Annotated in this window: 12 protein-coding genes; 4 read left to right on the forward strand and 8 right to left on the reverse strand. The window is 70.0% G+C overall.

Annotation, left to right across the window (positions count from 1 at the left end):
* Window positions 1-106: 106 nt before the first annotated feature.
* Window positions 107-1,090: a tripartite tricarboxylate transporter substrate binding protein gene (locus AAFN86_RS08990; RefSeq protein WP_347542961.1), complete on the forward strand. Its 984-nt coding sequence runs from the start codon at window positions 107-109 to the stop codon at window positions 1,088-1,090.
* 10 nt (window positions 1,091-1,100) lie between these two features.
* On the opposite strand, the gene AAFN86_RS08995 is transcribed toward AAFN86_RS08990, so the two are convergent.
* Window positions 1,101-1,892: a helix-turn-helix domain-containing protein gene (locus AAFN86_RS08995; RefSeq protein WP_347542962.1), complete on the reverse strand. Its 792-nt coding sequence runs from the start codon at window positions 1,890-1,892 to the stop codon at window positions 1,101-1,103.
* A 134-nt stretch (window positions 1,893-2,026) separates the two neighbouring features.
* Here AAFN86_RS08995 and AAFN86_RS09000 point away from each other — a divergent pair, with 134 nt between their 5' ends.
* On the forward strand, window positions 2,027-3,229 hold the full coding sequence (locus AAFN86_RS09000; RefSeq protein ID WP_347542963.1) for a pyridoxal phosphate-dependent aminotransferase: 1,203 nt from the start codon (window positions 2,027-2,029) through the stop codon (window positions 3,227-3,229).
* A gap of 382 nt (window positions 3,230-3,611) precedes the next feature.
* Here AAFN86_RS09000 and AAFN86_RS09005 read toward each other — a convergent pair whose 3' ends face one another.
* From AAFN86_RS09005 to AAFN86_RS09035, 7 genes are read right to left on the reverse strand one after another with little or no spacing between them, the layout of a single operon-like run.
* On the reverse strand, window positions 3,612-4,592 hold the full coding sequence (locus tag AAFN86_RS09005; protein WP_347542964.1) for a tripartite tricarboxylate transporter substrate binding protein: 981 nt from the start codon (window positions 4,590-4,592) through the stop codon (window positions 3,612-3,614).
* A gap of 52 nt (window positions 4,593-4,644) precedes the next feature.
* Window positions 4,645-5,535 (reverse strand): dihydrodipicolinate synthase family protein, encoded by an 891-nt coding sequence (locus AAFN86_RS09010; RefSeq protein WP_347542965.1) that lies wholly within the window; start codon window positions 5,533-5,535, stop codon window positions 4,645-4,647.
* Window positions 5,532-6,716 carry an exo-alpha-sialidase gene (locus AAFN86_RS09015; protein WP_347542966.1) on the reverse strand — a complete coding sequence of 395 codons (1,185 nt, stop codon included), beginning with the start codon at window positions 6,714-6,716 and terminating at the stop codon, window positions 5,532-5,534. Before AAFN86_RS09015 ends, AAFN86_RS09010 begins: the two co-directional genes overlap by 4 nt.
* A gap of 10 nt (window positions 6,717-6,726) precedes the next feature.
* Window positions 6,727-7,848, reverse strand: coding sequence for an iron-containing alcohol dehydrogenase (locus tag AAFN86_RS09020; protein WP_347542967.1), 1,122 nt, complete (start codon window positions 7,846-7,848; stop codon window positions 6,727-6,729).
* An 11-nt stretch (window positions 7,849-7,859) separates the two neighbouring features.
* Complete coding sequence (gene pdxA / locus AAFN86_RS09025; RefSeq protein ID WP_347542968.1) at window positions 7,860-8,891, reverse strand: 4-hydroxythreonine-4-phosphate dehydrogenase PdxA; 1,032 nt, start codon at window positions 8,889-8,891, stop codon at window positions 7,860-7,862.
* Complete coding sequence (locus AAFN86_RS09030; RefSeq protein ID WP_347542969.1) at window positions 8,888-10,003, reverse strand: four-carbon acid sugar kinase family protein; 1,116 nt, start codon at window positions 10,001-10,003, stop codon at window positions 8,888-8,890. Before AAFN86_RS09030 ends, pdxA begins: the two co-directional genes overlap by 4 nt.
* Window positions 10,000-10,827, reverse strand: coding sequence for an IclR family transcriptional regulator (locus tag AAFN86_RS09035; RefSeq protein ID WP_347542970.1), 828 nt, complete (start codon window positions 10,825-10,827; stop codon window positions 10,000-10,002). The genes AAFN86_RS09030 and AAFN86_RS09035 overlap by 4 nt, the downstream gene beginning before the upstream one ends.
* Before the next feature lie 118 nt (window positions 10,828-10,945).
* Here AAFN86_RS09035 and AAFN86_RS09040 point away from each other — a divergent pair, with 118 nt between their 5' ends.
* On the forward strand, window positions 10,946-11,635 hold the full coding sequence (locus tag AAFN86_RS09040) for an SDR family oxidoreductase (protein ID WP_347542971.1): 690 nt from the start codon (window positions 10,946-10,948) through the stop codon (window positions 11,633-11,635).
* A 599-nt stretch (window positions 11,636-12,234) separates the two neighbouring features.
* Window positions 12,235-13,059 (forward strand): prolyl oligopeptidase family serine peptidase, encoded by an 825-nt coding sequence (locus AAFN86_RS09045; RefSeq protein ID WP_347542972.1) that lies wholly within the window; start codon window positions 12,235-12,237, stop codon window positions 13,057-13,059.
* Window positions 13,060-13,275: the final 216 nt, after the last annotated feature.

A 13,275-nucleotide genomic window follows, 5' to 3' on the forward strand; every position in this document is an offset into this window, starting at 1 on the left:
CCGGACACACGGGAAGCGAAGGCGGCGCAACAGAATGCCGTCTCGCGCAGGAAAACGACCGAGGCGCCCGGCAAGGGCGTCCGGCGATCTTCAGGAGATGGCTACCATGTTGAGACGCAACCTGCTCGCCGCGGCGGCAATGACGACGATGTCGCCCGCGCTTCCCGCCATGGCGCAGGCACCCTTCCCGGAACCCGGCCGGCCGCTGACGGTCATCGTCCCCTATCCGCCCGGCGGCGGCAGCGACGTCACGGCGCGGGCCCTGGGGCCGGAGCTTGAACGGGCGCTCGGCGTGCCGGTCGTCATCGTCAATCGCGCCGGCGCCGGATCGCAGATCGGCATGGCGGAACTCGCCCGCGCGCGGCCCGATGGCTACACCGTCGCCTACGGTCTGTGGCCGTCCACCTTCACGCTGTATCTGGACCCGTCGCGCCGTGCGCCGTTCAATCGAGACAGCTTCGTGCCGCTCGCGCTGCACGTCATCGATCCCGGTACGATCCTGGTGCCGGCGAACAGCCCGAACCGAACCTTTGCCGACCTCGTCGCCGCGGCAAAGGCGCGGCCCGGCGTGGTGTCGATGGCCGGCCCGGGCATCCTGGGGTGGGAACACATCTCGTCGCTCCAGCTCCAGCAGGCGCTCGGCATCGAGTTCAACCTGGTGCATTTCCAGGGCGCCGCGCCGGCCATCACGGCGCTGATCGCGTCGCAGGTCGATGTGATGATGTCATCCAGCAGCACGGCCATTACGCAGAGCCGGTCGGGACTGGTGCGCGTGCTGGCGGTGCTCTCGGAACAGCCGAACGAGTTCCTGCCCGGCATCCAGACGCTGGCCTCGCTCGGCACGCCGCTGACGGCCGGTTCGGCGCGCGGCTTCGTCGCGCCCGCCGGCACGCCGGAACCGATCGTGCGCCGCCTGGCGCAGGCGCTGGAGACCGCGATCACCAGCCAGGCGCATCGCGACACGCTGCGCCGCCTCGGCCTCGACGCCACTTTCATGGGTCCGGCGGCGTTCGGCGACTACTGGACGCGCGAGGAGAACGCGATGCGCCCGATCGTCGCGGAGATCGTCCGCCAGGGTCAGAACAACTGACCCTGGACGCTCAGCGCGTCCCGGTCCTGGTGCTCGTGGATGCGCGACGTTCCCGGCGCGGTGCGGTGCTCCGCGTCGGTGGCATCTCGGTGCGGTAGCCGAGGCTGGTCGAAAAGGCTTCCGCCTGCTTGATGAGGGTCGGCGCGAATGCCTGCGCGACCTCCATCGTCAGGCGGAAGGCCGGGCCGGAGATGGTCATCGACCCGACGATGTCGCCCTCGGCATCGAAGACCGGCGCGCTCAGCGATGCCGTCTGCGGGTCCGTCACGCCGGTCGTGAAAATCGGGCGGAAAGGCGTGCCCGGCGGCGCGACCCAGTTGCCCTCCATCCCACGCAGCACCAGGCCGGCGGAGGTGTCGTCCAACGCCATGGGCAACAGGCGGCGCGGGGCGTCGCGCACGCTCTGCTCGGCCTCGGCGCGGACCAGGCAGATGCGCGCATCGCCGTCGCGGATGAAGAGCGATGCGCCCTCGCGGCATTCCGCGGCCAGGATCTGGAGGAAGGGCAGAGCCTCCCGGTCCAGCCGCTGCGACGCGCGCAGGATGGCCGAGAGCTTCAGGATATTGGCGCCGAGCCGGAACTCGCCATTGGCCGATCGCGCCAGCATGCCGGCGGCCTGCAGGGACACCGCCAGGCGCAGGATGGTGGTCTTGTGCAGCCCGGTGCGGTTGGCGAGCTCCGCCAGCGACAGCCCGTCATCGCCCCAGCGGAAGGCATTGAGCAGATCGATTGCGCGGTCCACGGCAATGACGCCGCCGGCCGTCTCGGCACGGTCACCTGGGGGATCGGGGGCGTCTGGCATTACAGCGTTGCCGGTAACATGAGGCCCACGTCGGGGAAAGAGGGTCTTGACGTCATAATTTCATAGTTCGAAATGTAATGCCATCTAGCGGCACAATCAGCGCCGCCCTTCCCATGTCATGCGGAACCCAGCCAATGCCTGATCTCGCTGATCGTCTCGACAACGTCGAAGTTTCGGCGAGCGCAGCCATGACCGCGATGGCGCGCGACCTGCGCGCCCGCGGCGTGCCGGTCATCAGCCTTTCGCAGGGCGAGCCGGACTTCCAGACGCCCGATCATGTCGTCGAGGCCGCGCACGCCGCGGCGAAGGCGGGCGACACGAAGTACCCGCCAACCGAGGGCACCAAGGCGCTGAAGGCGGCGATCGCGCGCAAGTTCAAGCGGGACAACGGGCTCGACTACGCCGCCGAGGAGATCCTTGTCGCCAATGGCGGCAAGCAGATCATCTTCGATGCGTTGATGGCGACGCTGAATCGGGGCGACGAGGTGGTGATCCCGCGTCCCGCCTGGATCAGCTACGCCGACATGGCGAAGTTCGCCGGCGGTGTGCCGGTCGGCGTGCCCTGCCCGCAGAACAACGGCTTCAAGATGCGCGCGGCGGACCTCGACGCCGCGATCACGCCGCGCACCAAGTGGCTGATCCTGAACTTCCCGAGCAACCCGACCGGCGCCGCGTGCTCCCGCGCCGAGATGCGGGAGATCGCGGACGTCATGCTGAAGCACCCGCATGTCTGGATCCTGACGGACGACATGTATGAGCACCTGATCTATGACGGCTTCGAGTTCGTCACTATCGCCGAGGTCGAGCCGCGCCTGCGCGACCGCGTGCTGACGATGAACGGGGCGTCGAAGGCCTATGCCATGACCGGCTGGCGCATCGGCTATTGCGGTGGCCCGGCGAAGCTGATCAAGGCCATGGCGAATGTGCAGGGTCAGTCCACCAGCGGCGTGTCCACGGTCGGGCAGGCCGCAACCATCGCCGCGCTGGATGGCCCGCAGGACCTGCTGGCCGAGCGCGCCGCCGTATACCGCGAACGCCGCGACCTGGTGGTCGAGATGCTGAACGCGGCAGAAGGCATCAACTGCCACAAGCCCGAGGGCGCCTTCTATGTGTTCCCGAACGTCGCGGGCTGCCTCGGCAAGACCACCAAGGGCGGGCGCAGGATCGAGACCGACATCGACTTCGTCACGGCGTTGCTGGCGGAGAAGCAGGTCGCGGCGGTACAGGGCTCGGCCTATGGGATGAGCCCGTATTTCCGCGTGTCCTACGCGACCGACACGGCGAGCCTGCGGGAAGCCTGCGGCCGCATCCAGGATTTCTGCCGCGAACTCTCCTGAGGCCGCGACGACGCGCCTGCGCGGACAGGCGCGTGCTCCGTGCTGTCCGGGAGGCAGGGCGGAGGCGCCTCCCGTGTCTCGCTTGACTGCGGATTGGCCAGATGCCTGGCCTGACGCGCGAGCAACGGGGCGGCGCCAGCGCTGTCGGCGTCCGGCTTTCCATTGGATAGCGAACGCGGGTCCCGCGTGGAGGTGGACGCGTCGAGACGCTCCTCTGGCTCGCTCACCAGTGCGATCGATCGCGCCCGGTAGCGCATCCCGTGAGCGGACTTCCGCACCTCCCAACCACCATTGAAGATGGCTGTGGCCATGGATGGCCGGCCGGCTCCGCCGACCATCCATGCACCTGTCAAACCGGGATGATCATGCGCCGCCGCCACTGCTACTCGGGCTGGTAGTTGACGCTGCGCAGCAGTTCGGTGGCGCGGGTGATCTCCGCGCCGATGAAGCGCCGCGTTTCCTCGATGCTCTCCGTCACCGGCTCGAGGATCTGCCCCTTCAGCCGTTCGACGATGGCGGGGTCGCGCATCGTCTCCTGCATCAACGCGTTGACGCGCTGGTTGATCTCGGCCGGCGTGCCCTTCGGCGCCCAGACCCCGTACCAGGACTGGAACCGATAGTCGGGCAACCCGGCCTCGGCCATGGTCGGGACATCCGGCGCCAGGCTGGAACGCTGCGCCGTCGCGATGCCAATGGCGCGGATCCGACCATCGCCGGTCGCCGGCAGCAGCGCGAAGCTCGGATCGATGAGGAGCTGCGCGCTGCCGCCCATCAGATCGGTCAGCGCCGGCTGCGTGCCGCGATAGGTCACCATGTCGATCTCGACACCGGTGCGACGGAGGAATTCGATTGTCGCGAGATGCCCCGCCGAGCCGAGCGAGGAGATCGCGAAGTTCCACTCGCGCGGCTTCTCCTTTGCCGCGGCGACGACCTCGGCGAGTGTGCGCTGCGGGCGCTGGCCGCTGATCACCATGACCAGCGGCGCCTGTGCCGTGCGGGCCATCACCTCGAGGTCGCGCTGCGGATCGAAGGTCGCCCCCTTCAGCACCAGCGGCATCACCGCGGTGTTGAAAGCCGAGGCGAGCAGCGTGAAGCCGTCCGGTGGGGCCGCCAGCACTGCAGTCGTGCCGACCAGCCCGGCGCCGCCGGTGCGGTTCTCAACCACCGCCGTGGCACCGAGCTTCTCCTGCAGCCGCTGCGCCAGCAACCGTGCCAGCGCGTCATTCGCCGCGCCGGGCGGCCAGGGGCAGATCACGCGGACCGGCCGGCCAAGCGGCCAGGCGCCCTGCGCGTGAACGACGGGGGCGGCCAGCAGGCCGAAGCCTCCCGCCGCACCCGCAACCAGCATCTGACGTCGATTCATCGTTTCCTCCATGCGGTCGGCCGTCCTGCATGCTGGCGGCCGGTTGACAGCGTCAGTCTTCCAGAAGGGCCTTTTCCTCCGCCGCGGAAAGCGGCAGCAGCGGCGGGCGCAGGCGCCGCCAGCCTGTCTCACCGGTGCGAGCGGCGAGCAGGGCCTTCAGCGAGGCCATCTGCGCGAAGCGTGAGGCCCGATTGCGGGCTGCGACGATGCGCGCCTGCGCCGCCTCCACCGCCGCGTCCTGCGACGGATCGGCGAAATGGCGGAAGACGAAGGCCAGATCGGCGGCGACCAGGTTGGACGTCGCGGTGATGCAACCGGCACCACCCTTGCGCAGCAGCGGCAGCATCAGCGGGTCGGCACCCGCCAGCACGGCGAGGCCGGGGAAGCTCTCGACCAGCGACACCATATGCGCGAGGTCGCCGGCGGAATCCTTGATGCCGGTGAAGACGCCGGGATAGGCGGCGCGCAGGCGCGCGATCACGGGGAAGGGGATCGGCACCGCCGACATCTGCGGGATGTGGTACAGCACGACGCGCAGCCGCGGATCGGCGACGCGCTCCACCACCTCGGCATAGGCGGCGAACAGGCCGTCCTCCGTGACGCCCTTGTAGTAGAAGGGCGGCAGCATCACGACGGTGGCCACGCCGAGCGACAGCGCATGGCGCGTCAGCGCCACCGTCTCGGTCACCGCGGCGACGCCGGTACCGGGCAGCAGGCGGTCGGGCGCGACGCCGGCGCCGACCACTGCTTCCAGCAGCGCGCGGCGTTCGTCGGAGGAGAAGGAATTCGCCTCCCCCGTGGTGCCGAGCAGCGCGATGCCGTCGCAGCCCTCCGCAAGCAGGCGCTTGCAATGGGCGATGAAAAGGGTGTGGTCGGGCGCGAGCGCCTCGGTCACCGGGGTCAGGGCGGCGCTGAACACGCCGCGCGGATGCAGCGCGGTCATGCCGCGGCACTCCCGGCCCAATCCGGTTTCACGCGGACATACTTGATGGCCTGCCGCCAATAGGTATAGGCGATGTGCAGCATCCCATCCGGCGTCTGGCACAGCGACGGGTAGGAGAATTCCCGGTTGAGCCGGTCCTTCGAATTGTTGGTCATGCAGTATCCGTCGCCGGTTTCGAGGTTGCGCCGGATAGGCCAGCTGCGGCCCTGGTCGGCGGAGATGGCGAGCGTCATCGGCGCGCGCGGCGCACCCCAGAAGGCGCTGCGGCCGGTGGATGGCGCGGCGGGTGCAAGCTCATCGCCGCCGATGTCGTCGTAGAGCGAGACGCGCCGATCCGTCGCATCCGCCGCGCTCGAATGATTGTAGACCATGGCGAGCCGCCCATCGGCGAGGCGCGTCGCCATCACCGAGGAATTGTTGTTCGGCAGTTCGGTGGGCACCGGCGCCGACCAGTGGCGCCCGCCATCCGATGAGCGGCTGAGGTAGATCGAATCCGCCCAACGGCTGCGGTAGAAGGCGACGAGCGTGCTGTCGCGCAGATCGACGATGCTCATATGCACGCAGCCCGTGCTGCCGGGCACCGCATGCTCCGACCAGGTCGCGCCGGCATCGGAGGAGATCATCACCGAGCTGGTGTCGAGGTCGCCGGTCCAGGCACCCGCCGGCGGCTTGGTGCAGCGCCAGATCGGCAGCAGCCAGTCGCCATTGTCGAGCACGACGACGGGAGAGCGGATGAAGGTGCCGAAGCCGGGCTGCTCGCCGAACAGCGTCTCGATCGGGCCCCAGCTGCGGCCGTCATCCTCCGAGATGCGGCGGCGGATGATCGCGGTGTCCTGGTTGCCGGAAACCTGCGCGGTCCACAGCAGCCACAGCCTTCCGTCGGGGGCGTTGAACAGCAGCGGATTCTGCTCGGACCGCGTCGGGTCATCCGACAGCCGGACCGCCGGTGACCAGCGATCCGCCCCGGCGGCGAGACGCGAGAAATGCACCGAGATGTCCGGCACGCCTTCCTGCGTGCCGCCGAACCACACGCAGCCCATGTCGCCCCCGCCAAGCGGCAGCAGGAAGGAGGCATGGTTCTGCACGCAGGGGGTGGGGATGAAGCCCTCGATGCGCGCGGGATCGCCTGGTGCCGGAGCCAGGATTTCAGGGCGCTCGATCAGGCCGGTTGTGTCGGGCATTGGAATCTCCTCACAGCGCCGCGCGATAGATGCCGAGGATCTGCTCGCGGCTCATCTCGCGTGGGTTGTTGTCGAGCAAGCGGCGGATCGCATGCGCTTCCTCCGCCATGGTGGGCAGGTCGCTCTCGGGCACGCCGAGACCGGACAGGCGCATCTCGATGCCAAGTGCCGCGCAATAGCCATGGCTCGCCGCCAGCACATCCGTCGCGCCGCCGAGGCCGAGCGCATCAAGGATCAGCGCCGTCTTCTCGGGCGTCGCGGGCGCGTTGAAGGCCAGGGTGTGGGGAAAGATGACCGCACATGCGAGGCCATGCGCGATGTGGTGCCGGGTCCCGAGCGGATAGGCCACCGCATGCCCCGCCGTGGTGTTCACCGGACCGAGGCAGAACCCGCCATAGAGCGAGGCGAGTGCGAGTCCCGCCCGTGCCTCGCGATCGCCACCATCGGCCACGGCGCGGCCGAGGAAGCGGCCGACGAGGCGGATGCCCTCCAGCGCATAGAGGTCGATCAGCGGATGCGCCTTGCGGCTGGTGAAGGCCTCGGCGCAATGGGCCAGCGCATCGACGCCGGTCGCCGCCGTCACCGCGCGCGGCACGGTCAGCGTCAGGTCGGGATCGACCACGGCGAGGTCGGCAATCATGTGGCGGCTCTGCACCGCGAGCTTGTTCTGCGTCGCCGGATCGGTGACCAGCGCGCGCGAGCCCGCCTCGCTGCCGGTGCCGGAAGTCGTCGCGACCTGCACGAGTGCGACGCGGCGGCCCGCGACCTTCTCCGGCCCCACCACCTCCGGCAGTGTTTGTCCGCTGCCCGGCAGCACGGCGACGAGCTTCGCCAGGTCCATCGCGCTGCCGCCGCCGAAGCCGATGACGAGTTGCGGCTGCGCGCGCAGCGCGATCGCCAGTGCGGCGTCGAGGTTCGGAATGTCGGGCTCCGGCTTCACCTCGCCGAAGACCGTCACCTCGCCGGGCAGGCCGAGCAGGTCGATACGCGCGGCATTGAAGGCGTCGGCGATGACGAGGCTGCGCGCGATGCCCTTCTCCCTGGCCCATTGCCCGACCGTGGCGACCAGGCCAGGGCCGTAGGCGATGCGTGTCGGGCGGTCGATCTCGATCGGATGAAGCAGGTTGGTCATGGGGCGTGTCCTCAGGCCGCGGCGCGATGCGCGGCGAGCAGTTCGGCGTATTCGATGGCCTCGATCAGGCTGCGTTCGCTGGCGATGCCCTTGCCCGCGATGTCGAAGGCGGTGCCGTGGTCGACCGAGGTGCGGATCACCGGCAGCCCGAGCGTGATGTTCACCCCCGATAGAGCATCCCACTTCCCCGTTGCGGGATCGACGTGGAAGCCGAGCAGCTTCACCGGGATGTGCCCCTGGTCGTGATACATCGCGACGACCGCGTCGAACTGCCCCGCCCGCAGCTTGACGAAGACGGTGTCGCCCGGCACCGGGCCGGTGACGTGCATCCCGTCCGCGACGGCCTGCGCGATGGTGGGTGCGACCACGTCGATGTCCTGCCGGCCGAACAGGCCGCCTTCGCCGGCATGCGGATTCAGCGCCGCCACCGCGATATGCGGCCGTTCGATGCCGAGGCCGCGCAGCGCCTGCTGCGTCAGGTCAAGCACCAACCGGATGCGCTGCGGCGTGACGCGCTTCGGCACATCCTCCAGCGCGCAATGGGTGGTCACGTGGCTGACGCGCATGTTGCCGTGCGCCAGCAGCATGACGCTGCCCTTCACGCCGGTCAGCTCGGCGAGCATCTCGGTATGGCCGGCATAGTGGTAGCCGGCCTTGTTCAGCGCTTCCTTGTTCAGGGGCGCGGTGACGATGGCGCCGAGCCTGCCGGACTGCACGAGGCGCACGCCATGCTCGACCGCGAGATAGGCGAAGCGGCCACCATCGGCGGAGAGCACGCCCGGTTGGATTGGCTCACCTTCCGGTCCGGCCTGCAGGAAGCACAGCGCCGGCCAGTCGCTGTCATCCGCCGTGACCTCCGGCACCACGAGTTCCGGCGCCAGCGCCGCCCGGGCGCGTTCCAGCGCTGCGCCACTGCCGATCACCAGCAGCCGCAGTGCACCGGCCGCGATGCGATCACCCAGCGCCTGGCACGCCTTGACGATGATCTCCGGGCCGATGCCGGCGGGATCGCCCATGGTGATCGCAAGGTGACGCGGCGTCATGCGTGAATGCTCCCGGAAGGCAGGACGGTATCGGCAAGAAGGTCGCGCCACAGCGTGTCGCCGCCGAAGGCGCCGGATTTCGAAACGATGGGGGCGCCATCCCAGGCGCCGCCGCGCATCACGGAGCGCGGGACGCCGGGTGCCACGATGCCCGTCGCCTCCAGCCCGCGCGCGCCGAGCGCATCGCAGATCGCCCGAAGCGTCTCCCCGCCAGCCACGATCAGCGTACCTGGCTGGGGCAGGTGCCGCGTGAGGCCCGCCATCACCGCCGCGATGCGAAGGGCCGCCGCAGCGCGGTCGAGGCCATCGGGCAATGCCACGCTGACCATGGCGACGCCCGCCGTGTCCATCATCCGTGCGATGCGCGCGGCCGTTGGGCCATCGCCGGCGGCAACGGCGATCGCGCGGTCGCCGCAGGCCGCCAGTTGCCGCGCCGTCGCCGGCTGGTCGGAGCCGAACAGCCCGAGCACCGGGCCGCGCAGCGCCGTGCTGGCGCCCGCCGTCGTGCTGCCGGCCAGCGCCCGCGCAAGGCCGCCGCTGCCGCACCACAGGACCGGGCCGGCGGTGCCCCGGCCGCGTGCGACGATGCGTGCGAGATCCGCATCATGTGCCGCGTCGAAGACCGACAGGCCGGGCTGCAGCGGCGCCGAAGGATCGCCGGGCCGGGCCAGCAATCCTTCGGCGGCGAGCAGGCCGGGGAGGTCGGGAGCGATACCGGAGAAGCGCCCGTCGGGCTGCCGCACCAGCACCGCGCCGCCGCGCGTGATGCGCCCCTGCGCCGGGAAGGCCGGGGCGAGGACGACATGGGGCCAGGCGCCACTCTCGATGCAGGTAGCGAGTTCCGCCGCGACTTGGCCACGCAGCAGGCTGTCGATCTTCTTGAAGGCGATGTCGGCACCGCGCAGTGCCGGCGCGAGGGCGCGCACCCTGGCCGTCGCGACCGCGCGCGATGCCTCACGCGTTCCGGAATCCAGTGCGAGGCTGCCGCCCGCCGAATGGTCTGCGCCATCCCAGCCCACGGGCACCGGGCCGCACAGGCCGGTCAGCTCGGCCGCCGTATCCAGCGCTCCGGTCAGGTCGTCCGCGAGCAGGCGCAGAACCGGCCCCGTCATCGCGACGGTCCGCCCATCCCGATTGCACCAAGCGACAGGCGCAGCCCGGTTCCGAGTTCCTCCGCCAGCGCGCGGACGCGCGGCGCGGTCAGGGCAATGAAGTCGGGCATCGAAAGCCTGTCGCCGCCAACCGTCAGGCTGACCCCGGCCGCCGGCGCGCCGCGTGCATCGAGCACGGGCGCGGCGACGGTGCGCAGGCCATAGGCGTTCTCCCCATCCGAGACGGCGTAGCCGCGCGCCCGCACATCATCGAGCCGCGTCAGCAGCGCATCGAGATCGGTGAGCGTCCGATCGGATAGTTTCACGCGCGCGACGCTTTCCAACTGGGCGACCTGCTCGTCCCGCGGCAGCCAGGCGAGGATTGCCTGGCCGAGCGCGGTCGCATAGGCGCCGATGCGCGTGCCAGGGCGGCGCACAACACCGTGGCGCTGCAGTCCCGCCTCGACGCGGGCGAGATAGATGACTTCGCCCTTCTCCAGCACGCCGAGGGAACCGGCATCGGCCACCTCCGGCACCAATTCGCGCAACAGGGGCCGGGCATGGGTCGGCAGGTCGCCGGCCGACAGCGCGGCATAACCGAGTTCCAGGCATTTCAGCGTCAGCCGGAAGCGCCGCCCTTCCGGCACGGCGCGCAGATAGCCGAGGTCCACCAGCGTGTGGATCAGGCGGAAGGCCGTGCCGCGGTCGTGGCCGGTGCGCGCGGCGACCTCGGCGACAGTCAGCTCGGGCAGGTCCGGCCCAAAGGATTTGAGGACGGCAAAGGCCTTGGCCACCGACTGGACAAGGTTCTTCGGGTTCTCGGCGCGACCGAGCGATACGTTCATCGGCACCTCCCTCCCGTCAGTGTGATCGGTATGCGAACACTTGTTCGCTGATTGAGCGTTTGCTATCCGTCCCTTGCCCGCCCTGTCAAGCGGGTTGAAACGCCAAGGGAGACGCCGCATGCCCCCCGACATCACCGCCGGCCACGCGATCGTCACCGGCGTAAGCTCCGGCATCGGCGCGGCGATCGCCGATCGGCTGCTGCGCGAGGGTTGGCGCGTCACCGGGTTGAGCCGCAGCGCCCCCGGCCTGACGGACCCGCGCTTCGTGCATCGTGCCGTGGATCTGCTGGACGACGCTGCGCTCGCCGCCGCGGTCGCCGATCTGCAGCCCACCGCCCTCGTTCATGCCGCCGGGCTGATGCGCGGCGGTGTGATCGGGTCACTGGATGCGGAGGCCGGCCGCGCGCTGTGGCGCCTGCATGTCGAGGTGGCGTCGCTGCTGGCCGACCGCCTGGTTCCGCGCATGGGCGATGGCGGGCGCATCGTGCTGGTGGGCAGCCGCACGGCCGCGGGTGCAGCCGGACGCAGCCAATATGCCGCGAGCAAGGCGGCCGTGGTCGCCATGGTCCGATCCTGGGCGATTGAACTCGCCCCGCGCGGGATCACGGCCAATGTTGTCGCACCGGCAGCGACCGATACGCCGATGCTGCGCGACCCCGGCCGCAGCGCGGTGCCGCCGAAGCTGCCGCCGATCGGGCGCTACATTCGTCCCGAGGAGGTCGCCGCGCTCACGGCCTTCCTGCTGGGCCCGGAGGCTGGCGCGATTACCGGCCAGCAGATCCTGGTCTGCGGAGGGAGTTCCCTTTGACGGCGCTCGGGGGGCTTCGCTCGCGGGGCCCCTGCGCGACAGTGGCGTTCGGCGACGTTGATGCCGCAATCGTCCGGCGACGGTTCGCATCCGGCCGCGCCTGAAGGTGGGGCGGCACGTCGCGCCTCTACCGCAAGGGTGCTCCGGCGTGGCCCTGGTCAGGGGTCAGCAGCGCGATGTCGTGTGCCGTGCCGTCCGACCGGAACCGCGTCGCAGTGGGGCGCTAACGCGTGATCGCCGCAGGTGGACTCACCGGAGGTCTGAATCACACGATCAAACAAGGGCATGGAGCAGGAGGCGTGAGCGATAGCGAACGGATCCTGCCCGAGCCGCGACAGCCAGGTACCCACGCTTGATGAACGCCGGGGTGTTCCAAACGTAACGCAGCGTCGGAACGCCTTGTGTTACCTAGGTTCGAGCGTCCTCTCATCGGCAGGGATCGATCGATGCGCCTGTTCCAGGCAGTCGTGCTTCTGCTTCTTGCCGCATGCCTTCCGGCCAGGGCCGAGAATGGGATCGTGGGGTTCGTTGTCATCGCGGTGCCGAACGGCACGGCGCCTCCGGTTGAGACTGCCCTGTGGTATCCGGCGGAGGGCGCAATGCCACGAGCCACCCGGCTTGACTTCTTCAGCCAGGATCTGGCGCCGGGTGCCCCGGTGCGAGGCCGCAACCTGCCACTCATCGTTATCTCGCATGGCAGCGGCAGTTCCTTCGTCGGCCATGTGGATACGGCCTTTGCTCTCGCCCAGGCAGGCTTCGTCGTAGCCGCGCCAACGCACACCGGCGACAACTGGCGCGACTCTGCGGGTGCCGCGGATCTTGGCGCCCGCACGCGCCAGTTCGCGGCGGTGATCGAGCATGTCGTGGACCACTGGAATCCCGGCGCCGTGGACCCCGGCCGGATCGGCGCCTTCGGCTATTCGGCCGGCGGTTTCACGGTGCTGGCGGCGGCGGGCGGGACGCCGGATCTCAGCAGGATCGTCGGGCATTGCGCTGCGAATCCCGCGTTCTTCGATTGCCGGTTGATCGCCGCCGCCGCGGTCCCGGCCGCGCCCACGGTCCTGGCACCTTCGCCGCGCGGGCTGCGCGCACTCGTCGTCGCGGCGCCGGCGCTGGGCTTCACCTTCGGTCCCGGATCGCTGGCCGAACTGGCCATGCCCGTGCAGCTCTGGCAGGCGGCGGACGATGCCATCCTGCCCATGCCACACTACGTGGAACCGGTGCGTGCGGCGCTGCCACGGGCGCCGGAGTTCAACAGCGTTGCCGGCGCTGGGCATTTCGACTTCATGGCACCCTGCCCGCCGGGGTTGGCCAGCGTCGCGCCCGCCATCTGCGCGAGCAAGCCGGAATTTGACCGTGTCGCGTTTCATGCGCGCCTCAACGCCGAGGTGATCCGGTTCATGGCCGACGCGCTGCGCCCGTGAGCCGCGTCACGCGATCGGTCCGGATGTTCCTGTGCTCGCCATGGGCGAGATCGCCCTTCACCGAGCCGGTCCCACCTGGTCTGCCGCCGGCCTGACGCGCACCAGCGGATGCAGCGCGATGGCCGCCTGGTCGCGAGAGCCCCAACCGGCGGCATCGCCAGCCTTGACCGCGCTTCGGGTCGGCCTGACGAGCCATGAGGCCCCATCATCGGGCGG

Source organism: Roseomonas sp. CAU 1739 (assembly GCF_039839775.1).
Lineage (GTDB): Bacteria > Pseudomonadota > Alphaproteobacteria > Acetobacterales > Acetobacteraceae > Neoroseomonas.

Excerpts from the sequence above, each read along its gene's own strand:
- AAFN86_RS08990 (WP_347542961.1), top strand. The coding sequence starts at position 107 with ATGTTGAGACGCAACCTGCTCGCCGCGGCGGCAATGACGACGATGTCG.
- pdxA (WP_347542968.1), bottom strand. The coding sequence starts at position 8,891 with ATGACGCCGCGTCACCTTGCGATCACCATGGGCGATCCCGCCGGCATC.
- AAFN86_RS08995 (WP_347542962.1), bottom strand. The coding sequence starts at position 1,892 with ATGCCAGACGCCCCCGATCCCCCAGGTGACCGTGCCGAGACGGCCGGC.
- AAFN86_RS09020 (WP_347542967.1), bottom strand. The coding sequence starts at position 7,848 with ATGACCAACCTGCTTCATCCGATCGAGATCGACCGCCCGACACGCATC.
- AAFN86_RS09005 (WP_347542964.1), bottom strand. The coding sequence starts at position 4,592 with ATGAATCGACGTCAGATGCTGGTTGCGGGTGCGGCGGGAGGCTTCGGC.
- AAFN86_RS09030 (WP_347542969.1), bottom strand. The coding sequence starts at position 10,003 with ATGACGGGGCCGGTTCTGCGCCTGCTCGCGGACGACCTGACCGGAGCG.
- AAFN86_RS09040 (WP_347542971.1), top strand. The coding sequence starts at position 10,946 with ATGCCCCCCGACATCACCGCCGGCCACGCGATCGTCACCGGCGTAAGC.
- AAFN86_RS09045 (WP_347542972.1), top strand. The coding sequence starts at position 12,235 with ATGCCACGAGCCACCCGGCTTGACTTCTTCAGCCAGGATCTGGCGCCG.
- AAFN86_RS09000 (WP_347542963.1), top strand. The coding sequence starts at position 2,027 with ATGCCTGATCTCGCTGATCGTCTCGACAACGTCGAAGTTTCGGCGAGC.
- AAFN86_RS09015 (WP_347542966.1), bottom strand. The coding sequence starts at position 6,716 with ATGCCCGACACAACCGGCCTGATCGAGCGCCCTGAAATCCTGGCTCCG.
- AAFN86_RS09035 (WP_347542970.1), bottom strand. The coding sequence starts at position 10,827 with ATGAACGTATCGCTCGGTCGCGCCGAGAACCCGAAGAACCTTGTCCAG.
- AAFN86_RS09010 (WP_347542965.1), bottom strand. The coding sequence starts at position 5,535 with ATGACCGCGCTGCATCCGCGCGGCGTGTTCAGCGCCGCCCTGACCCCG.